This is a genomic window from Rhizobium sp. BE258 (genome assembly GCF_031457345.1).
Classification (GTDB): domain Bacteria; phylum Pseudomonadota; class Alphaproteobacteria; order Rhizobiales; family Rhizobiaceae; genus Rhizobium.
The window spans coordinates 513,534-530,810 of record NZ_JAVDWL010000003.1 but is presented as its reverse complement, the minus strand read 5'-3'; the positions used below and the strand labels follow the sequence as shown (position 1 = coordinate 530,810).

Genomic DNA, 17,277 nt, shown 5'->3' with positions numbered 1-17,277 from the left:
TTACATTAACCCGCCTGTTTGACGCGCATGTACCACTCCACCAGGCGGCGCACCTGCCGCTCGGTATATCCGCGCTCCGTCATCCGGGACACGAATTCGCTGTGCTTCTTCTCGCTCTCGCCATCCTTCTTCGAGCCGAAGGAGATGACCGGCAGCAGATCCTCGACTTGCGAGAACATGCGCTTCTCGATCACTTCCCGGATCTTCTCATAGCTCGTCCAGGAGGGGTTCTTGCCGGTGTTATTCGCCCGCGACCGCAAGCAGAACTTGACGATCTCGTTGCGGAAGTCCTTCGGATTGGCGATGCCGGCAGGCTTCTCGATCTTCGTCAGCTCCTGGTTCAGGAGCTCGCGGTCGAGAAGCTGGCCGGTGTCGGGATCCTTGAAATCGACGTCCTCGATCCAGGCATCGGCATAATCGACGTATCGGTCGAAAAGGTTCTGGCCGTAGTCGGAATAGGATTCCAGATAGGCTTTCTGGATCTCGTTGCCGATGAACTCCGCATAGCGCGGCGCAAGATCGGCCTTGATGAACTCCATGTAGCGTTTCTCGGTATCGTCAGCGAACTGCTCCCTGCGGATCGCCTGTTCCAGCACATACATCAGATGCACCGGATCGGCGCCGACCTCGCTCGTATGGTGGTTGAAGGTCGAGGCGAGGATCTTGAAGGCGAAGCGAGTCGAGACCCCATCCATGCCCTCATCGACACCGGCCGCATCCTTGTATTCCTGGACGCTTCTGGCGCGCGGATCTGTTTCCTTCAGGCTCTCGCCGTCATAGGCCCGCATCTTCGAGAAGTAGGTCGAGTTTTCATGCTTGCGCAGCCGCGACAGAACCGAGAAGCGGGCCAGCATTTCGAGCGTGCCGGGTGCGCATGGCGCATCGGCCAGTTCGGATCCCTCGATGAGCTTGTCGTAGATCTTCTCTTCCTCGGTCACCCGTAAACAATAGGGAACCTTGATGACGCAAATGCGGTCGATGAAGGCCTCATTGTTCTTGTTCGCCTTGAAGGTCTGCCATTCCGCTTCGTTCGAGTGGGCGAGAATGACGCCGGAGAACGGAACCGCGCCGATATTCTCGGTGCCGATATAGTTGCCCTCCTGCGTCGCCGTCAGCAACGGATGCAGCATCTTGATCGGCGCCTTGAACATCTCGACGAATTCGAGAATGCCCTGGTTGGCCCGGTTGAGGCCGCCGGAATAGGCGTAAGCATCGGGGTCGTTCTGCGAATAGTGCTCGAGCTTGCGGATATCGACCTTGCCGACCAGCGAGGAAATGTCCTGGTTGTTCTCGTCGCCCGGCTCCGTCTTGGCGATGCCGATCTGGCGAAGCCGCGACGGCTGCATCCGGACCACCCGGAACTTGGAGATATCGCCGCCGAATTCATCGAGGCGCTTCAGGCACCACGGGCTCATCAGCCCGGTCAGCCGCCGCGTCGGGATGTTGTACTGCTCCAGCAGCATCGGGCCCATGATCGCGGGATCGAAGAGGTTGAGCGGGCTTTCGAAGACCGGGCTGACATCGTCGCCGGCTTTCAGCACATAGATCGGATGCACTTCCATCAGCTGCTTCAGCCGCTCTGCGAGCGACGACTTGCCGCCGCCGACCGGGCCGAGCAGATAGAGGATCTGCTTGCGTTCTTCGAGACCTTGGGCGGCATGTCGGAAGAAGGACACGATCCGCTCGATCGTCTCTTCCATGCCGTAGAAACCAGTGAAGGCAGGATAGGTTCGGATGGTGCGGTTCATGAAGATCCGCCCGAGGCGGGCATCCTTCGAACTGTCGACCATCTCAGGTTCGCCGATCGCCGCGAGCAGCCGCTCGGTGGCGTTGGCATAGGCCATCGGATCTTTCTTGCAGAGGGTCAGATAGTCGGCGATCGACATATCCGTTTCGCGTCGCGCTTCGTAACTCCTCGCAAACGCATCGAACAACGATTCATTCAGCATGGGGCCTCCATTGCGGGTTGTGCCACAGCCTCCGGAGTGCCCGATCACGTCACACGTGATCTTGCATCCCATTGGGAATCAATATGTTTCGTGAATTGATAGGACACCTGACGGTCAACCATTTCAATGCACGTTTACGTGCATTCACCGAAGTCGAGGGTCGTACCAAACTATCTGCTATATTAGCGAATTACGCCGTCGAGCGGTATCGGAAAATTTGGGGACATGACATATCCGTCAAAAAGGTGTGTTATTTCGCCACTGATTCTTTTGGCGTATTACCGACTCTGCCGCGCAGGTTTTTCGCAATGCACTCGGTTATTTTTGCGCCGCACAATCACCTGAAGGCTTAGGCCGCTACGTTTATGTGGATATGTGCCTCGTTTGCCGCATCGATGAATGCGCGCCGCGCGGTGGTGGGCTGCTTCTTTCCACGAATCGACAGCAGGCACATTCTGATTGCCCGGTCATAGGCCTCGCCGTGATCGACTGGCCACTCCTCCATCAGATAGGCCGCCGCGTCATAGGTATTCTCGACCGTGCGAAGGCCGAGATGCGGAAGGCGAAGAGCGACCGGATTTTCCCAATAGTTCTTGTCCATCGTGAACACCTCCTGCATGGTTAACGGCGCAGGCGCGCATTTGGTTTTCACCGGTTAGCATGTGTGGTTTACGCTTCGTTTGCCGATCGCCTCTATGGTGTCGCGCCATGGCGCACCGGAAAATCGCCGGAGGTTCGCGCTGAGCGGGAACTTTACGCTTCCGCATGTGTTTTTGCTTGAACGGGGAATAGTCAGATGTTGCTAAAGTCGCCGGTGTTCCGCATATCCGTTTTGGCCATCATCATGGCGGGGCTGGTCGTGCTCAACCCTTTCGGCCGCAACCTCGGCGACCCGGTGACCACGGGAAGCATTCCCGCGGCGTCCCCGGTGCATTGAACCTCAGAGCGTTCTGACAAGGTTGCAGACATGCGCGCCGACGATCGATCGGGCGATTTCGCCGGCTTTTTCGATCACCGACGTGCTTGGTGCCGTCCCTTCGAGAAAGATCGTGCCGGCCTCTTCGACGACTTCGATATGGGCATCTTCCATACCAACGCCATAGGCGATTGCAGAAGAGACACTCTCGGCCGCTCCGGCGAGCGTGGCGCCGACAAGCCGGCTTGATTGAATGAATGAGCTGAACATCGTCGTGTTCCTCCTGTGATGGTGAAACGCACAACGGCGCATTCCGTTCATCTAGCATTCATCTTTGTGCAGAAGATGGCAGCCGGGAACAAAGCCGAACGCGCACCGTTAGCCGGAAAGAGAAAGAAACGCCCGGATGCCACGCATGGCGCGCAGGACCGGGTAAACGGAGGAAAACGGCAATGGCAAATCTCTACAATGACAATGCCCCGGCTGGCACGCTGGGTTCCGCCTACAACACGCTGACGGCCTTTTTCGACAGCCGCGCCGATGCAGACCGCGCCGTCGCGCGGCTGAAGGATGCAGGCGTCGCCGATGAAAGCATCCGTTTTATGCCTGGCTACGAAGCAGACCCGGAAGCAGCCGCCAGAGCCGGCGAACGCTCGGGCTTCTGGGCAGCGCTCGAAGACTGGTTCTTCCCGGATGACGATCGCGAAACCTATGCCGAGGGCCTGCGCCGCGGCGGCTTCCTGATCTCGGTCAGTGTCGGCGATGCGCTCTATGACACCGCCCACGACATTCTCGATGACGAAGGCAGCATCGACATGGACGAACGTGCAGACATGTGGCGCAGTGACGGCTGGGAGGCCCGCAACAGCAGCTTTGCCGGCAGCGCCAATAGCGGCCGCGCTGCCGACGATCTTTCCACGTCAGAGCAGGCCATGCCGGAGGAAAGCCCGGTCGGCAGCCGCGATCCCGATCACAGCTCGCCGCGGGTGCGCGCCTATCATTTCGACCAGATGGCGCCAGGCTATCGCCGCGACCACTGACCTGAAGACAAGGGAGGCCGCCGAATGCCGGCCTCCCCTGCTTGGCAGTCAGACGAGACGGGATATCTCACCCGCATTGGAAAACGGGAGTTTCGGCATGAGCGACAAGAAGAAATCCGGCAAAGATCAGAAGACCGACAAGGAGCAGGACGACTATCTGGAAGAAGCCTTGGAAGAAACCTTCCCGGCCAGCGATCCGATTGCACCCGGCCATACCGGCAAGAAGCCGTCGGACAAGAAATAGCCTGCTACGTGCCGGCGGTAGAAAGAGAAAAACTATTGAGCGCTGACGCGATCAGCAGTGGCGTCAGCGTCTTCGGCCGGAACGTGGCCGTTATTGGTGACCTCGCCGGCAATCGCCGACAGATCGATGTTACCCCAGATCGACTTTTCCTTGCTGCGATCGACGCGGCGGGACGATTTGACTTCTACGATGAACGGCTTCGATTGAGCGCGCATAAATGTCCTGTCGAAATATGTTGATGCGAATCTTTCAACGCTCTCAGCCTACGAAGCGTTCCATCACCGTGCAAGACGGCCCTCACCGCTTGTCCAGCCCCACGCATGCCTCGTCCTCAGGAACCGGCAGCACCGCCAAGCGTTGATCCCTGTGCATGGCAGCTGCCCCGAAAAAATCAATATTAAACGCTTGAAGGAAAAACCGATGTCGATTACCTACCACGTCGGCGAACATGACGAGGCCTGGGCTTACCGCTTGGGCGATGTCTGGTCAGAAGCCTTTCCAACTCACGAACTCGCATTGGCCGCGGCAAAGCAAGCCGCAGAGCGGCAACAGCTTGGCGGTCAGGATGCGGAGATTACCTTTCAGCGTGCGGATGGCACGTGGGCAACAGAGCGTGTGAGCGGTGGTGACCGCCCGCAGGCTGATGTCGTCGACGATGCGCCGGACACATAATGCAGATCAATAAAAGGCTTCGGCCGAAAAAGACGACGGAATGACCCTGAAAGAACGTTTCTTGAAATCGCAGCACGCGTGGATGATCGGCGCCTGCTACTCCTCGAAGCACCCGGACTTCTCGCGTTATGGCGGCATCGACGTGGCTGTCGCGCCGCGCTGGCGTGAATCCCCGGATGCCTTCATCAACGACATGATGGACAGCCTCCCCCGGCGCCTGGCCGAGCGCCAGCTGGCGCTACGCAACCCGCGCCGCCCCTTCGAGCCGGGCAATGTGGAATGGGTGTTTACAAGCAAGCACCGCGGCCTTCGTGCGCCTGACGGCGCCAGACCGGCTACCGGCTCCTCTCTCAGCCGCCAGCGGCGGATGTGACAATCAGAAGCTCGCGGCGATGAAAATTTCCGCGAGCTTTTCGATTCCGGCCTGATCTTCGGAATCGAAGCGCGACGGCGCCGGGCTGTCGAGATCGATGACGCCAAGCACGCGTCCCTCATGGATTACAGGCACGACCAGCTCCGAACGCGACGCGGCATCGCAGGCGATATGCCCCGGAAACGCATGCACGTCCTCGACGACCACTGAAGCCTTGCGCTCGACGGCTGCGCCGCAGACACCCTTGCCGACAGGAATGCGCACACAGGCAGGCTTGCCCTGGAAGGGACCAAGCACCAGTTCGTTTTCCTGCTTCAGAAGATAGAAGCCCGCCCAGTTCAACTCAGGCATCATCTGGTAGATCAGCGCTGATGTGTTGGCGGCATTGGCGATCATGTCGCTCTCTCCCGAGAGCAGCGCCTCGAGCTGCTGCGCAAGCTCGCGGTAGAATTCCGCCTTGCTGGTGGTGTAGATCGTCGCTGCCTGGAACATGGGAAATCCGCCTTTTCGTTGCCGCAGATATAGTCCCGGCCACCACCCGGCTTCAAGGGCAAGGAAGCAAAGGTCAGGCATCGCGGAGATATTCCAACAGATATAACGCTATGCCATAGTGCGGCTCCGATCCAACGAGCCAGCCCTTGCCATGAAGCTTTTCACCGCCCTTCTCGTCACTGCCTTCAGTCTTCTTTCCGCAGGCGCCGAGGCCCGCGTCATCACCGATGCGGCCGGCCGCAAGGTCGAGATCCCGGACAAGGTGAGCCGCGTGCTGGCCGCCGGTCCTCCGGCATCGGTCCTGATCTACGTCCTGGCGCCGGATAAGCTGACGGGCTGGGTGCGCCAGCCGAGTGATGCCGAAAAGGCCTTCCTGCTGCCATCGGTCCGCGATCTGCCCGTTTTCGGCCAGCTGACCGGCAAGGGCGGAACCGCCAATATGGAAGCGGTGCTGGCCGCCAAGCCCGATATCATCATCGACGTCGGCACCGTCAATCCCACCTATGCGTCGCTAGCCGACAAGGTGCAGGCCCAGACCGGCATCCCCTATGTGCTCATCGATGGCAGCTTTGCCCGAAGCGCCGAAACGCTGCGCCAGACCGGCGAGATTCTCGGCGTCACCGAACGCGCCGCCAAGCTTGCCAACTACGCATCGACGGCAATCGGCGGACTGAACGCCAGGCTGGGCGCCATTCCACATAGCGACCGGCCGCGCGTCTATTACGGCCGCGGCCCCGAAGGTCTGGAAACCGGCCTGGCAGGCTCGATCAATCTGGAGATCCTTGAAGCTGCCGGCGCGGCCAATGTCGCGGCGGCTGCCGGCAAGGGCGGACTGACGCAGGTTTCGCTCGAACAGATCCTCTCCTGGAAGCCGGACACCATTCTCGCCGCCTCCGGAAAATTCGCGGCCAGCGTCAAGACCGATCCCCTCTGGGCCGGCCTCGATGCCGTCAAGAACGGCCGCGTCTTCGTCACGCCCAGCCTGCCCTTCGGCTGGTTCGATTCCCCGCCCGGCATCAACCGGCTGATCGGCATCGCTTGGCTGGAGCGCCTCTTCTACCCGAAAGTCTTCACCGGCGATCTCAAAGCCGAGGTCCGTGATTTCTTCAAGCTCTTCTATCAGGTCGACCTGACCGAGGATCAGCTCGCAACGCTGCTGAAGGGCTCCGGCGTTTCGCCGCAATGATGGCCGCGCGGGATGAGAGCGAGGGAGCAGAGCCACCCGGCAATCGATGGCTCTGGCCCGGACTTGCCGGTCTGCTGCTGCTCGCCTTGCTTTCGATGATGACCGGCAAATATGGCGGCGGGCCACGGCCGCTGATCGAGGCGTTGACGGCGCTGGCCGGTGGCAAGGCCGGTGATCCCCTGCTTGCAACCGTCCTCTGGAACGTCCGCCTGCCCCGCGTTGCCGCCGCAATCGTCGTCGGCGCGGCGCTGGCAGCGGCCGGCGCCACTTATCAGGGCATCTTTCGCAATCCGCTTGTCTCACCCGATATTTTGGGTGTCTCCGTCGGCGCCAGTCTTGGCGCGGTGCTCGGCATCTTTCTGTCGCTGCCGGTGCTCGCCATCCAGGCGCTCGCCTTTGCGGGCGGCCTGCTCGCCGTCGCCGCCGTCTATGCGGTCGGCGCGGCCGTGCGCCACCGCGATCCGGCGCTGACGCTGGTTCTGGCAGGCATCGCCATCCAGGCGCTGGTGGGTGCCGGCATTTCACTGATCAAGATCCTCGCCGATCCCTATGACCAGCTCCCCGCCATCACCTATTGGTTGCTCGGCAGCATGACCGCCGTCACCCGCTTCGACGTGCTCTCCATCCTGCCCGCCGTGCTGATCGGCCTCGCCCCGCTCATCCTCCTGCGCTGGCGGATGAACGTGATGACGCTCGGCGACGAGGAGGCGCAGACGCTCGGCATCGACACCAAGAAAACCCGGCTGGCGCTGGTCTGCGGCGCCACGCTGATTACCGCGGCGACCGTCTCGGTCACCGGTATCGTCGGCTGGATCGGCCTGATCATCCCGCATGTCGCCCGCATGCTTGCCGGGCCCGACTTCCGCAGGCTCCTCCCCGCATCGATGATCCTCGGCGCCGCCTATCTGCTGATCGTTGACATGCTGGCCCGCAGCATCGCCACCATCGAGGTGCCGCTCGGCATCCTGACGGCCGCGGTCGGCGCCCCCTTCTTCCTCTGGCTGCTGACATCGGGAAAGCGGGGCTGGCAATGAGTTTCGAGCTGAAATCGCTGACCTTCGGCTATGGAAACAGGGCGATCGGCAGCAACATCGACCTCGCGCTGAGATCGGGCGAGGTGCTCGCCCTGCTCGGCCCGAACGGCGCCGGAAAGACGACGCTCTTCAAGACCATGCTTGGATTGCTCCCGGTCAAGGCGGGTAAAATCCTGCTGGATGGCCGCCCGCTCTCCGGCTGGTCAGGCCGGGAACGCGCTGCCCGCATCGCCTATGTGCCGCAAGCCCATGCCGCGCTCTTTCCCTTTGCTGTGCTGGATGTCGTGCTGATGGGCCGTGCCGCCCGCATCGCTCCCTTCGCCATGCCTTCGAGGCAGGATCGCATCATCGCCCAGGATGTGCTGGAGAGCGTCGGTATGGCGCAGCTTGCGGCCAAGCCCTATACCGAAATCAGTGGCGGCGAGCGGCAGCTGGTGCTGATCGCCCGCGCCCTGGCGCAACAACCGCAGATCCTGATTATGGACGAACCCTCCGCCAGCCTGGACTACGGCAACCAGATGCGCCTTCTCGCCCATATCCGCCGGCTCGCCCGCCAGAACCTTTCGATCGTCCTGTCGACCCACAATCCGGATCACGCCGTCCTCGCCGCCGATCGCGTTGCGCTTTTGAACGGCGGTTCGCTGACGGCGCTCGGAACACCGGCTGACGTGCTGACGCCCGAGACGCTGAAAGAGCTTTACGATATCGACGTCGTCGTCGGCGCCCTCGACGGCAGCGCCCGCATCTGCGCTCCGCGCCTCGATCAATTTCCCGCCTAGAAAGGAAGAACCATGGTCCGCGAAAACGAATTACGGGAAAACGAGGTGGCGATCGAGCCGCCAGAGGCAAGCGATGCCGGGCTGGTCTTCATCGGCCGCGTCCACACGCCCTGGACCTCGCGGATGGAAACTCCGCGCCAGGGCAGGCACGACGGGCCGCTCTGCCGCATCGAGATCTTCGAGCCATGGATCGCCGCGCTGAAAGGCGTCGATGCCTTCGAACGGCTGGAAGTCCTCTACTGGCTCGACCGCTCGCGCCGCGATCTGGTGTTGCAGAGCCCGGCCAGCAACGGCAAGGTCCATGGCACGTTTTCACTGCGCTCCCCCGTCCGCCCCAATCCGATCGGTACCTCGATCGTCAAGCTGGAGCGGGTCGAAGACGGCATGCTCTTCGTGCGCGGCATGGATTGCCTCGACGGCACGCCGCTGCTCGACCTCAAGCCCGACCGGACGCTGTTCAAGCCGATCGCCCCTCCGCAGAAGGGCGACTACGAGACCGGCGATACCAGCATCGCAACCCACTGCCAGAAGGCGTGACCGGACGAATGTCAGTCGACGGCGACCATGACGTCCGAAGCCTTGACAACAGCATAGGCCTCGGCGCCTGGCTTCAGCCCGAGCTCGTCGACGGCCTCGTTGGTGATCGACGCGGTAACGATGGCGCCATTGCCGATATCGATACGGACATGCGCCGTCGTCGCGCCCTTGGTGACTTCGACAACCTTGCCCTTCAGACGGTTGCGCGCGCTGATTTTCATCCGATGTCCTCCCTGATTTGGCGAGACCTTAGACGGCCCGCACCATTCATGTCAAAAGCCGTGCGGATAGCCAGTGGATCGCTCGTGGCATCATGGAGGGGAAGGTAGTCGTGAAGGTGATACGGATCGCAGCGGCGCTGATTGCCCGCGAGAATGGCGACGTGCTGTTGGTGCGCAAACGGGGCAGCGCGGTTTTCATGCAGCCGGGCGGCAAGATCGATGCCGGGGAAACGCCGATTTCCGCGCTGGTGCGTGAGCTCGATGAAGAGATCGGCCTGCAAACGCATGAAGACCGACTTGAACCGCTCGGCACGTTCGAAGCGCTTGCGGCGAACGAACCGGATCACCGCGTTATCGCCGATCTCTTCCTGCTGGCCAAGCTGGCCGGAACGATCGCGCCGCGCGCCGAGATCGAAGAGATGTGTTGGATCGATCCGCACCACCCGGGAGACCTTCCGATGGCGGCACTCACAGCGGACCACATCCTGCCTTTCTGGCGCCAGCGGCTAGCAGGCACCTGAAGAGCACGCAAAGAAAAGCCCGGCGCTGAGGCCGGGCCTTTGACTATCCGCTGATATTTACTGCGCCGAAGGGGCGGCCGGAGCCGGTGCTGTGGGCGCCGGAGTTGCTGGCGCTGGTGCGGCAGGAGCCGGAGCAGCGGCCGGTGGCGTTGCCGGAGCAGCCGGTTCACTCGTTGCTGCCGGCGGAGTGGCCGGAGCAGCAGGAGCCGCCGGTGTCGTCGTGGTGCTGGTTTCGCCTGCAGGCGCCGTTGCCGGAGCCGGGCCGGAACGCGGCCAGTAGGATGCGGCCAATGCAATAATTACAATGACGGCCGCAATGCCGATCCACATCGTCCAGGGCGAACGGCGATCGGCCACGGGCGGCGTGGTACGCAAATCAGGGTTTGGTCTGTTGAAATCATTTGTCATGGGTGTCCTCCTGTACGCGCTAAACGGAGAACTGCGGCAAAAGGTTCCACTTTACCGCTAGGAGACGGCAGCAATGCCCTGCCTGCCGCGCCCCGCCTGCTCGCGGCCGCCTGCGGCCCGCGCAGCGCAGAGCGCGCCTGTCCGGATTGCATCACCGGCATCGATCGCCTCGGTGATGGCCCGCAGCTCGGCAAGCCGCTCGCCGCGCTTGCCACCAGTCTTGCTGGACAGCCGCCTCAGCATGATGACGCGTCCATTCAGCTGCCGGAAGAAGCCGGCTGCGACCTTGTTTCCGCATCCAGCCGCCAACAGCGAAAAGAACTCACTCTCCTTCATCAGCGCATCGCGCTCGTCCGCGGCAACTTCCAGAGCGGCGAGAATGGCGTGAAGGTCGAGGACCTGCGCCTTCGTGGCATTGCGGGTAAAACCCTCGCCGATCAGCCGTTCCAGGGCCTCGCGCGTCTCTTCTATCTCCCGCGCTTCCTGCATCTCGATCGCAATCACCGAGCGCCCGCGCCGCGCATTGATCAGCAACCCCTCGGCATCGAGATGCTGTAGCGCCTCGCGCAACACGGTGCGGCTGATGCCCATCTCTTCGCAGATCTGCCGCTCGATCAGTTTCTGACCGGGCTTCAACGTGCCGAAAAGGATCGAGTTGCGGAGCGCATCCGTCACCTGTTCGCGAAGCGAGATGCTTCGCGGCAGGCTGAGCCCGAGATTGCTCATGCCGGCACTCTCCCGCTTTGCGGCCCGGTTGCGGCCAGCGCGCCGAGGGCAGCGATGAAGCTCGCAAGGCTGGCCGAGCGCAGCGGCATGAACGGCTTGCCGCTGTCCCGGCAGTGCCGCTTGACGATCCCGGCGGCGCTATGGCTGACGCAGTCGACCGGAAACAGCGTCACCGACGTCTGTGCGATCAGCCCGGGAAGCAACGATGTGCTTTCTTCTACGCCGCCGTCGTGAAACAGCAGCTCGATGCCCGCCTGCCCGGCAAGCAGCCGCAGCCGCTCGAAAAGGTTCCGCCGCCCGCCGACATAGAGAAGCGTTGTGCCAGATTGCGCAGCAGCAGACGGCGCGTCTGCATCCCCGTCATCGAGCAGCGCTCGCTCAAGACCGGCATTTTCACGCAACAGCGCCAGATTTTCCCGGGCCAACGCCGCCGCGCGTTTGCCGGCCGCCAGCCCCTGCGCTTCGCTCTCGTCAAGCCGCCGTTCCAATGCCTCCGCCCGCTCACGCGCCGCCTGGAGCTTCTCGATCAGCGCGGCATTGACACCATCACCATTCTCCTCCGCCACGTTCACGGCCCTGGCGCGAAGCACGACCTCCTCAAGCGCGTCAACCCGGCGCTGCAAGGCACTCCGTTCCTCAGAAGACCGGTGCAGCTGCGCTTCCTGCCGGGCAATCTTCTCGTCCTTCAAGGCAAGCTCGGTCTGCAGCGCGCGTAGCCGGGCGATATCCAGGCGGCTGGAACTGCCAACGAGATGCGACAGCATATGCACCTCGCCGAAGACATCCTGCAGCAAGCCGTGATCGGCCGCCGGATGGCTGATCACCGCCCAATAGGCGCCGGAAATTTCTCCCTCTTCCATGCAGGTATTCCAGAGTGTTCGAAGCTCCGCTGCGGTGCCGAGCCGCGCGAAGCGCTTCAGAACAGCTTCATGGCGCCGGTCGAGCGCCTTGTTCAACAGCTTGCCGGCCAGATCGCGCTGCCCGGCAGCGCGGACGCCACGGCTGTGCAGCGCATGATCGCTCGCCGTCTTCGCATCGATATCACCGAGCTTGGCGATGACCTGCCGCAATTCGCCGGCCGTCAGGCATGTGCCGATGATCGAGCAATGAAAGGTGGGCGAAATCTCCCAGGTCTTCCGCCTCTGCATCTTTACGGAAACACCCACCAAGCGATCGCCTCCCGAAAGGAGAGTCAGTTCGCTGGAGAAGCTCTTCTGCGGTCGGTTGTAATCGGCCAGAGGCGGCATCGTGAACTCGAAGCGTTATATTCAAAGAAATATGACGCTATCACCAAGAACACGGACCGGACAAGCGCTTCGGGCAGCTCCGTCACATCGCGAAGGCCGAAATTGTTCGTCCTCTCCACCATAAATTTCCGTAACAGCCTGTCCCGCAAGGTGACGGCGCCGCGCAGATGCGGCCGGAACCTCTGGCTGCATCCGCCGTTCCCTCTCCATCGCTAAACGGAGGTATTCGATAATGCGAAAGATGATTTGTGCTATGATGGCTGCAGTGGCAGCATTGAGTTTCAGCGTTCCTGCCATGGCCGAGACGGTCGTGGTCAAGAAGCGCGTCTATACCGAAGACCGCGGCGAAGTCCGCCCGGACATCAGGATCAGCGACCGCGGTGTCGCAATCGGCGCCTACCGCGAGCGGGATCGCGATCGCTGCGTCACCAAGAGCATCACCCGCGATGACGGCGAGCGCACCGTCACCAAGACGATCAGGCACTGCCGCTAAAAATCAGCAAGGAGGCCCGGCCGAAGCGGAGCCCGGGTCTCCAGACAACCAGAACATCTCCGCATCACCCCACGGGAGGGAACCATGTCTGACCAGCTGCCGATGTTCATCCTGCAATCGATCGCAGTCTTCGGACTCGTGGGAGCCCTGTTCATCCGGGCGTGAAGCCCTGAATTCCGGCAGCTATCAGCATTCTTGATACCAGCATCAGAATCAATGAAGCAAAAGCGTACCGGAATAGACAAAAGTGTCCTTTGCAACCGTACCGCGGAGTACTAGATAACTCCCCGTCGCCTCTTCTTTTCCCCGAGGCGGCCTAGAACTCAGCCTCGCTCGTGCGAGGCTTTTTTCGTTTTGGGCAATAAAAAACCGCCCTTGCCGCGATCCGGGGAGACTTTGGCAAAGGGCGGTTCTGTGGCGCCGCATCGGGGAGACCGGCGCCTGCTACTGTTAGCGACGGATCAGCGGGCAACCGCGAACGTTCGCAAAGGTCATTCTATCAAGGCCACGGCGGTCACGGCCGGTAACGACGACGCGGCGCGGCGTAACGGCAGTGATGCGCACATCGCGCAGGCCGCTCCAGCGGGCCTTGCGCACGGCTTCCATCGGCGAGCAACCACGCATCGGCGGGCGATACTGCACATCGACGACAGCGGCGCGGTCAGCACCGGCTGCGGAAGCCGCCGTGGTGCCGAACGGAATAGAAGCGATGGCAAGCAATGCTGCAAAGGAAGCCTTGGCAATAAAGGTGGTCATGGGGTTTTCCTCGTTTCATGTGGCGGTCGAAGCTCCCTTGCGGTGATGATTCGACAATAGAGAGCTAATTCTGAATGGTGTTCGAATTGCGCATTCAGTTTCGGTTCAGCCACTGAAATGAAACAGGATTTCGCGATGATGGGGCCGGTCGCGGTGTTCGAAAAGATAGATCCCCTGCCATGTCCCAAGCCCCAGCCGGCCATTGATCACGGGGATGCCGATCGACACCTGTGTCAGTGCCGACTTGATATGGGCTGGCATGTCGTCAGGCCCTTCCATCGTGTGGACGACCCAGCGCATCGACGGATCCGATGTCGGCGGCACGAGGCGGGCGAAGAAGGCCTTCAGGTCGGTGCGCACGTCGGGATCGGCATTTTCCTGGATCAGCAGCGAGCAGGAGGTGTGCCGCACGAACACGGTCAGCAACCCCTCTTCCGCATCCTGCGCCCGCACGAAAGCCTCGGCCTCGCCGGTAAATTCATAGAGGCCCTGGCCGCGCGTTGCGACCGTGATCGACGTGACTGGCATGCGAAAGGCTCCGTTCTTGCGTCCGGATCACCTGTCGCGCCGCATGCCCGAAGTCAATGCCTGCGATGACCGCCTAGAGGCGCAGCAGCTCCTTGAAGCCGCCATAGATCATCCGCTTGCCGTCGAATGGCATCTGCCACTTGTCGCCTTCCAGCCTGGGATCGGCCATCACCTTCTTGTTGATCTCGTCGCGCACCTCGCGGGACGGATAGAGGATCCAGGAAAACACGGCGATTTCGTCTTCCTTGAGATGCACCGCCCGGGGAAAAGACGTCACCTCGCCATAGGGCACGTCGTCGCCGACGCATTCGACATATTCGAGGGCGCCGAATTCCTTCCAGATCGCTCCGGCATAGGCGGAGAACTCCTTGTAGGCCTCGAGCTTGTCCTTCGGCACCGGAACGATGAAACCATCCACATAAGCCATTTCTCTTCCTCCTTTTCGTCTGTCGATGGACATAGGACGATTGACGCCCCGTCAAACCGACAGACCGGAAAAAGAAAATCGCGGACCGGCTATCCCTGCAGCGTCTTCACCTTGGCAAGGTCGGGGAAGAGCCGCGTCCAGAGCAGCACGACCACGATCGTGCCGACGCCACCGATGATCCCTGCGGCGACCGGCCCCATGAAGCCCGCCAGCATGCCGGATTCGAATTCACCAAGCTGGTTCGAGGTGCCGATGAACAGCGAGTTGACGGCGTTGACGCGCCCGCGCATCTCGTCCGGCGTCAGCAGCTGCACCAGCGAACTGCGCACCACGACGCTGACCGTATCGGACGCACCGACGACCAGCAGTGCCACCACCGACAGCGCGATATTGGTCGAGACGGCAAAGACGATCGTCGCCAGCCCGAAGACGGCGACGGCGGCGAACATCTTCCTGCCGACATTGCTGCTCAGCGGACGCCGCGCCAGCACGATCGACATGGCAAGCGCGCCGATGGCAGGTGCTGCACGCAAGAGGCCAAGCCCCCAGGGACCGGCATGCAGGATGTCGCGGGCAAACATAGGCAGCAGCGCCGTGGCGCCGCCGAGCAGAACCGCGAACAGATCGAGCGAGATCGTCCCCAGCATCACCGGCCGGCTCTTGATGAAGGACACCCCGGCAAACACCGAGGTGAGAGTCACCGGCTCGCGCTTCGAGGGCGTCCAGCTCATGCGGATCGAGATGACGTTGATGCTGGCGGCCGTGAACATCACCGCCGAGACGGCAAACGGCGCCACCGGATGCGCGCCATAGAGCAGACCGCCGAGCGACGGGCCAATGATTAGCGCTGTCTGCATCATCGAGGTCGAGGTGGCGACCGCCCGCTGCAACATCGAGGAAGGCACGATGTTCGGCAGCAGTGCCGCCATCGTCGGCCGCTCGAAGGCGACCGTCGCGCCCATGATCGTCACCGCGACGAGAATGCCCGCCGGCGTCAGCCAGTCCTGCCATGTGGCGATCGCCAGGACCGCGGCGGTGACCGCCTCGATCAGCTGGCAGATCAGCCCGATCCGCCGCCGGTCGAACCAGTCTGCGACGTGGCCGACGACGAAGGTCAGCACCACCATCGGCAGAAACTGGCAAAGCCCGACCAGCGCCAGTGCGAAGGCGCTATGCGTCTTGTCGTAAATCATCCAGCCCATCGCGATTGCGGCACACTGGAACGAAAGCGACGAGAAAACGCGCGAGGCGGCGAAATTGAGATAGCCGGGGTGCTTGAGAACGCTGTCCCGGGGAGCGTGAACTGTGTCCATTTGGAAACTTCCGGCCGGCGGAACCCACGGGCCATTGATAGGAATTTTATAAGCCCCTGTTCTGCCTCTATGAACCCGATGTCAACTGCGGCGAAAGTGCACTACCGATTTGGGGATTCGGGACGATTGTCCCGATCGCGACAAAGCATTTAAGCAATCGTTGAAAGAAAGCGCCATTGCGCCATATTCTGACGCAATCGGAATGGCGCTTGCACGCCCTGTGCAGGCTCAATGTGCTTGCTGGCAGACGCGGTGCTGCCAGCGCCCGGGTTCACGTTGCACCGCGACCAGAGGGAACAAAAAAATGAAAGCACTTTTGGCTTCTACCGTCCTTGCTGCCGGCCTGTCGGCTATGGGCGGCGCAGCATCCGCTGCTGAATGCGGCAATGTCACGATCGCAAGCATGAACTGGCAGTCTGCCGAAGTTGCTGCAAATCTCGACAAGGTCATTCTCGAAACAGGTTACGGCTGCACCGCCGAAATCGTCACCGGCGACACGGTGCCGACGCTGACCTCGATGGCTGAAAAGGGCGAGCCCGATATCGCGCCGGAAGCCTGGGTCAGCCTGCAGCCGGAACTCGTCAAGCGCGGCCTCGAAGGCGGCAAGGTCGTCGCCGCTGCCAAGATCCTTTCCGACGGCGCCATCCAGGGCTGGTGGATTCCGAAATACGTCGCCGACGCCCATCCTGACATCAAGACCATTCCCGATCTCTTCAAGCACCCGGAACTGTTCCCGGCCCCTGAAGACAAGAGCAAGGGCGCCGTCTTCAACGGCCCGCAGGGCTGGGGCGGCACGGTTGTCACCACGCAGCTCTTCAAGGCGAATGGCGGCGACAAGGCAAACTTCACGCTCGTCGACACCGGCTCGGCCGCCGGCCTCGACGGCTCGATCGCCAAGGCCTACGAAGGCAAGCAGCCGTGGGTTGGCTATTACTGGGCGCCGACCTCGCTGCTCGGCAAGTATGAGATGGTGAAGCTCGGCTTCGGCGTCGATTATGACGCGGCCGAATGGAAGCGCTGCACCTCGATCGCCGACTGCGCCGATCCGAAGCCGAACGCCTGGCCGTCGGATGACGTTCAGACGCTCGTCAGCAAGAGCTTCGCCGACCGCGCCGGTCCCGCCATGGACTACCTCAACAAGCGCGCCTGGACCAACGATACGGTCAACAAGCTGATCGCCTGGATGAGCGACAACCAGGCAACCGGTGAAGACGGTGCGAAGCACTTCCTCAAGGAAAACGGTGATCTCTGGACCAAGTGGGTCTCCCCCGAAGTCGCAGAGAAGATCAAGGCTTCTCTCTGATCCCCGATATTTCGCAAGCGGGCGGCGTCTTGACACCAGGACGCCGCCCGCCCGATGTTTTCAAGCGACGCCCGTAAGAAGAATGGGCCGCCGCTGCTTTTGCCATGGGGAC

Annotated in this window: 25 protein-coding genes; 13 read left to right on the top strand and 12 right to left on the bottom strand. The window is 61.8% G+C overall.

What is annotated here, in order from left to right:
* Positions 1–5: 5 nt before the first annotated feature.
* Both J2X43_RS13145 and J2X43_RS13140 read right to left on the bottom strand, forming a co-directional pair.
* Positions 6–1,949, bottom strand: a complete 1,944-nt coding sequence (locus tag J2X43_RS13145) for a PrkA family serine protein kinase (RefSeq protein WP_112386926.1) — start codon at positions 1,947–1,949, stop codon at positions 6–8.
* 349 nt (positions 1,950–2,298) lie between these two features.
* Positions 2,299–2,550, bottom strand: a complete 252-nt coding sequence (locus tag J2X43_RS13140) for a DUF982 domain-containing protein (protein WP_162698676.1) — start codon at positions 2,548–2,550, stop codon at positions 2,299–2,301.
* Between the two features lie 195 nt (positions 2,551–2,745).
* Between J2X43_RS13140 and J2X43_RS13135 the strand changes: the two genes are divergently transcribed.
* On the top strand, positions 2,746–2,886 hold the full coding sequence (locus J2X43_RS13135) for a hypothetical protein (protein ID WP_162698677.1): 141 nt from the start codon (positions 2,746–2,748) through the stop codon (positions 2,884–2,886).
* Positions 2,887–2,889: 3 nt separating this feature from the next.
* On the opposite strand, the gene J2X43_RS13130 is transcribed toward J2X43_RS13135, so the two are convergent.
* Positions 2,890–3,135 carry a BON domain-containing protein gene (locus tag J2X43_RS13130; protein ID WP_162702682.1) on the bottom strand — a complete coding sequence of 82 codons (246 nt, stop codon included), beginning with the start codon at positions 3,133–3,135 and terminating at the stop codon, positions 2,890–2,892.
* Between the two features lie 182 nt (positions 3,136–3,317).
* Between J2X43_RS13130 and J2X43_RS13125 the strand changes: the two genes are divergently transcribed.
* Complete coding sequence (locus J2X43_RS13125) at positions 3,318–3,905, top strand: hypothetical protein (RefSeq protein WP_310294532.1); 588 nt, start codon at positions 3,318–3,320, stop codon at positions 3,903–3,905.
* 97 nt (positions 3,906–4,002) lie between these two features.
* The gene (locus J2X43_RS13120) at positions 4,003–4,149 is read left to right on the top strand and encodes a hypothetical protein (protein WP_310294530.1); all 147 of its coding nucleotides are present in this window, start codon (positions 4,003–4,005) and stop codon (positions 4,147–4,149) included.
* 32 nt (positions 4,150–4,181) lie between these two features.
* On the opposite strand, the gene J2X43_RS13115 is transcribed toward J2X43_RS13120, so the two are convergent.
* Positions 4,182–4,364 carry a hypothetical protein gene (locus J2X43_RS13115; RefSeq protein WP_310294529.1) on the bottom strand — a complete coding sequence of 61 codons (183 nt, stop codon included), beginning with the start codon at positions 4,362–4,364 and terminating at the stop codon, positions 4,182–4,184.
* 205 nt (positions 4,365–4,569) lie between these two features.
* Between J2X43_RS13115 and J2X43_RS13110 the strand changes: the two genes are divergently transcribed.
* Positions 4,570–4,821 carry a DUF2188 domain-containing protein gene (locus tag J2X43_RS13110; protein WP_112386920.1) on the top strand — a complete coding sequence of 84 codons (252 nt, stop codon included), beginning with the start codon at positions 4,570–4,572 and terminating at the stop codon, positions 4,819–4,821.
* Positions 4,822–4,861: 40 nt separating this feature from the next.
* On the top strand, positions 4,862–5,194 hold the full coding sequence (locus J2X43_RS13105) for a hypothetical protein (RefSeq protein ID WP_310294527.1): 333 nt from the start codon (positions 4,862–4,864) through the stop codon (positions 5,192–5,194).
* Positions 5,195–5,197: 3 nt separating this feature from the next.
* On the opposite strand, the gene J2X43_RS13100 is transcribed toward J2X43_RS13105, so the two are convergent.
* Entirely contained in the window at positions 5,198–5,686 is a 489-nt protein-coding gene (locus J2X43_RS13100; protein ID WP_310294525.1) for a GAF domain-containing protein, read from the bottom strand.
* A gap of 151 nt (positions 5,687–5,837) precedes the next feature.
* Here J2X43_RS13100 and J2X43_RS13095 point away from each other — a divergent pair, with 151 nt between their 5' ends.
* From J2X43_RS13095 to tsaA, 4 genes are read left to right on the top strand one after another with little or no spacing between them, the layout of a single operon-like run.
* Positions 5,838–6,872, top strand: a complete 1,035-nt coding sequence (locus tag J2X43_RS13095) for an iron ABC transporter substrate-binding protein (RefSeq protein WP_310294523.1) — start codon at positions 5,838–5,840, stop codon at positions 6,870–6,872.
* Complete coding sequence (locus J2X43_RS13090) at positions 6,872–7,906, top strand: iron ABC transporter permease (protein WP_310294521.1); 1,035 nt, start codon at positions 6,872–6,874, stop codon at positions 7,904–7,906. Before J2X43_RS13095 ends, J2X43_RS13090 begins: the two co-directional genes overlap by 1 nt.
* Complete coding sequence (locus tag J2X43_RS13085; RefSeq protein ID WP_310294519.1) at positions 7,903–8,685, top strand: ABC transporter ATP-binding protein; 783 nt, start codon at positions 7,903–7,905, stop codon at positions 8,683–8,685. Before J2X43_RS13090 ends, J2X43_RS13085 begins: the two co-directional genes overlap by 4 nt.
* A gap of 12 nt (positions 8,686–8,697) precedes the next feature.
* Entirely contained in the window at positions 8,698–9,222 is a 525-nt protein-coding gene (tsaA, locus tag J2X43_RS13080; RefSeq protein ID WP_310294517.1) for a tRNA (N6-threonylcarbamoyladenosine(37)-N6)-methyltransferase TrmO, read from the top strand.
* Positions 9,223–9,233: 11 nt separating this feature from the next.
* Here tsaA and J2X43_RS13075 read toward each other — a convergent pair whose 3' ends face one another.
* Positions 9,234–9,443, bottom strand: coding sequence for a TOBE domain-containing protein (locus tag J2X43_RS13075; protein WP_112386914.1), 210 nt, complete (start codon positions 9,441–9,443; stop codon positions 9,234–9,236).
* Positions 9,444–9,553: 110 nt separating this feature from the next.
* Here J2X43_RS13075 and J2X43_RS13070 point away from each other — a divergent pair, with 110 nt between their 5' ends.
* Positions 9,554–9,964 (top strand): NUDIX domain-containing protein, encoded by a 411-nt coding sequence (locus tag J2X43_RS13070; RefSeq protein ID WP_310294514.1) that lies wholly within the window; start codon positions 9,554–9,556, stop codon positions 9,962–9,964.
* A 91-nt stretch (positions 9,965–10,055) separates the two neighbouring features.
* Positions 10,056–10,244 (top strand): hypothetical protein, encoded by a 189-nt coding sequence (locus tag J2X43_RS13065; RefSeq protein WP_310294511.1) that lies wholly within the window; start codon positions 10,056–10,058, stop codon positions 10,242–10,244.
* A gap of 185 nt (positions 10,245–10,429) precedes the next feature.
* Here the strand turns inward: J2X43_RS13065 and J2X43_RS13060 are convergent, their stop codons facing one another.
* Together J2X43_RS13060 and J2X43_RS13055 are read right to left on the bottom strand one after the other, a co-directional pair.
* Positions 10,430–11,098, bottom strand: coding sequence for a GntR family transcriptional regulator (locus J2X43_RS13060; protein WP_310294510.1), 669 nt, complete (start codon positions 11,096–11,098; stop codon positions 10,430–10,432).
* A complete protein-coding gene (locus J2X43_RS13055) occupies positions 11,095–12,264 on the bottom strand; it encodes a DUF2325 domain-containing protein (RefSeq protein ID WP_310294508.1) in 1,170 nt (389 codons plus the stop codon). Before J2X43_RS13055 ends, J2X43_RS13060 begins: the two co-directional genes overlap by 4 nt.
* 313 nt (positions 12,265–12,577) lie before the next feature.
* Between J2X43_RS13055 and J2X43_RS13050 the strand changes: the two genes are divergently transcribed.
* Complete coding sequence (locus tag J2X43_RS13050) at positions 12,578–12,838, top strand: hypothetical protein (RefSeq protein WP_310294506.1); 261 nt, start codon at positions 12,578–12,580, stop codon at positions 12,836–12,838.
* Between the two features lie 450 nt (positions 12,839–13,288).
* On the opposite strand, the gene J2X43_RS13045 is transcribed toward J2X43_RS13050, so the two are convergent.
* The 4 genes from J2X43_RS13045 to J2X43_RS13030 all read right to left on the bottom strand — a co-directional run bounded on the left by J2X43_RS13045 (position 13,289) and on the right by J2X43_RS13030 (position 15,862).
* On the bottom strand, positions 13,289–13,594 hold the full coding sequence (locus tag J2X43_RS13045; RefSeq protein WP_112386907.1) for a hypothetical protein: 306 nt from the start codon (positions 13,592–13,594) through the stop codon (positions 13,289–13,291).
* Between the two features lie 105 nt (positions 13,595–13,699).
* The gene (locus tag J2X43_RS13040; RefSeq protein ID WP_112386906.1) at positions 13,700–14,122 is read right to left on the bottom strand and encodes a secondary thiamine-phosphate synthase enzyme YjbQ; all 423 of its coding nucleotides are present in this window, start codon (positions 14,120–14,122) and stop codon (positions 13,700–13,702) included.
* A 73-nt stretch (positions 14,123–14,195) separates the two neighbouring features.
* The gene (locus J2X43_RS13035) at positions 14,196–14,549 is read right to left on the bottom strand and encodes a DUF1428 domain-containing protein (protein ID WP_112386905.1); all 354 of its coding nucleotides are present in this window, start codon (positions 14,547–14,549) and stop codon (positions 14,196–14,198) included.
* An 89-nt stretch (positions 14,550–14,638) separates the two neighbouring features.
* Positions 14,639–15,862, bottom strand: a complete 1,224-nt coding sequence (locus tag J2X43_RS13030) for an MFS transporter (RefSeq protein ID WP_310294501.1) — start codon at positions 15,860–15,862, stop codon at positions 14,639–14,641.
* 304 nt (positions 15,863–16,166) lie between these two features.
* Between J2X43_RS13030 and J2X43_RS13025 the strand changes: the two genes are divergently transcribed.
* Positions 16,167–17,165: an ABC transporter substrate-binding protein gene (locus J2X43_RS13025; RefSeq protein ID WP_310294499.1), complete on the top strand. Its 999-nt coding sequence runs from the start codon at positions 16,167–16,169 to the stop codon at positions 17,163–17,165.
* Positions 17,166–17,277: the final 112 nt, after the last annotated feature.

Bases quoted from the DNA above. Each gene is read 5' to 3' on its own strand.
- J2X43_RS13145 (WP_112386926.1), bottom strand. From the start codon at position 1,949: ATGCTGAATGAATCGTTGTTCGATGCGTTTGCGAGGAGTTACGAAGCG.
- J2X43_RS13140 (WP_162698676.1), bottom strand. From the start codon at position 2,550: ATGGACAAGAACTATTGGGAAAATCCGGTCGCTCTTCGCCTTCCGCAT.
- J2X43_RS13135 (WP_162698677.1), top strand. From the start codon at position 2,746: ATGTTGCTAAAGTCGCCGGTGTTCCGCATATCCGTTTTGGCCATCATC.
- J2X43_RS13130 (WP_162702682.1), bottom strand. From the start codon at position 3,135: ATGTTCAGCTCATTCATTCAATCAAGCCGGCTTGTCGGCGCCACGCTC.
- J2X43_RS13125 (WP_310294532.1), top strand. From the start codon at position 3,318: ATGGCAAATCTCTACAATGACAATGCCCCGGCTGGCACGCTGGGTTCC.
- J2X43_RS13120 (WP_310294530.1), top strand. From the start codon at position 4,003: ATGAGCGACAAGAAGAAATCCGGCAAAGATCAGAAGACCGACAAGGAG.
- J2X43_RS13115 (WP_310294529.1), bottom strand. From the start codon at position 4,364: ATGCGCGCTCAATCGAAGCCGTTCATCGTAGAAGTCAAATCGTCCCGC.
- J2X43_RS13110 (WP_112386920.1), top strand. From the start codon at position 4,570: ATGTCGATTACCTACCACGTCGGCGAACATGACGAGGCCTGGGCTTAC.
- J2X43_RS13105 (WP_310294527.1), top strand. From the start codon at position 4,862: ATGACCCTGAAAGAACGTTTCTTGAAATCGCAGCACGCGTGGATGATC.
- J2X43_RS13100 (WP_310294525.1), bottom strand. From the start codon at position 5,686: ATGTTCCAGGCAGCGACGATCTACACCACCAGCAAGGCGGAATTCTAC.
- J2X43_RS13095 (WP_310294523.1), top strand. From the start codon at position 5,838: ATGAAGCTTTTCACCGCCCTTCTCGTCACTGCCTTCAGTCTTCTTTCC.
- J2X43_RS13090 (WP_310294521.1), top strand. From the start codon at position 6,872: ATGGCCGCGCGGGATGAGAGCGAGGGAGCAGAGCCACCCGGCAATCGA.
- J2X43_RS13085 (WP_310294519.1), top strand. From the start codon at position 7,903: ATGAGTTTCGAGCTGAAATCGCTGACCTTCGGCTATGGAAACAGGGCG.
- tsaA (WP_310294517.1), top strand. From the start codon at position 8,698: ATGGTCCGCGAAAACGAATTACGGGAAAACGAGGTGGCGATCGAGCCG.
- J2X43_RS13075 (WP_112386914.1), bottom strand. From the start codon at position 9,443: ATGAAAATCAGCGCGCGCAACCGTCTGAAGGGCAAGGTTGTCGAAGTC.
- J2X43_RS13060 (WP_310294510.1), bottom strand. From the start codon at position 11,098: ATGAGCAATCTCGGGCTCAGCCTGCCGCGAAGCATCTCGCTTCGCGAA.
- J2X43_RS13050 (WP_310294506.1), top strand. From the start codon at position 12,578: ATGCGAAAGATGATTTGTGCTATGATGGCTGCAGTGGCAGCATTGAGT.
- J2X43_RS13045 (WP_112386907.1), bottom strand. From the start codon at position 13,594: ATGACCACCTTTATTGCCAAGGCTTCCTTTGCAGCATTGCTTGCCATC.
- J2X43_RS13040 (WP_112386906.1), bottom strand. From the start codon at position 14,122: ATGCCAGTCACGTCGATCACGGTCGCAACGCGCGGCCAGGGCCTCTAT.
- J2X43_RS13035 (WP_112386905.1), bottom strand. From the start codon at position 14,549: ATGGCTTATGTGGATGGTTTCATCGTTCCGGTGCCGAAGGACAAGCTC.
- J2X43_RS13030 (WP_310294501.1), bottom strand. From the start codon at position 15,862: ATGGACACAGTTCACGCTCCCCGGGACAGCGTTCTCAAGCACCCCGGC.
- J2X43_RS13025 (WP_310294499.1), top strand. From the start codon at position 16,167: ATGAAAGCACTTTTGGCTTCTACCGTCCTTGCTGCCGGCCTGTCGGCT.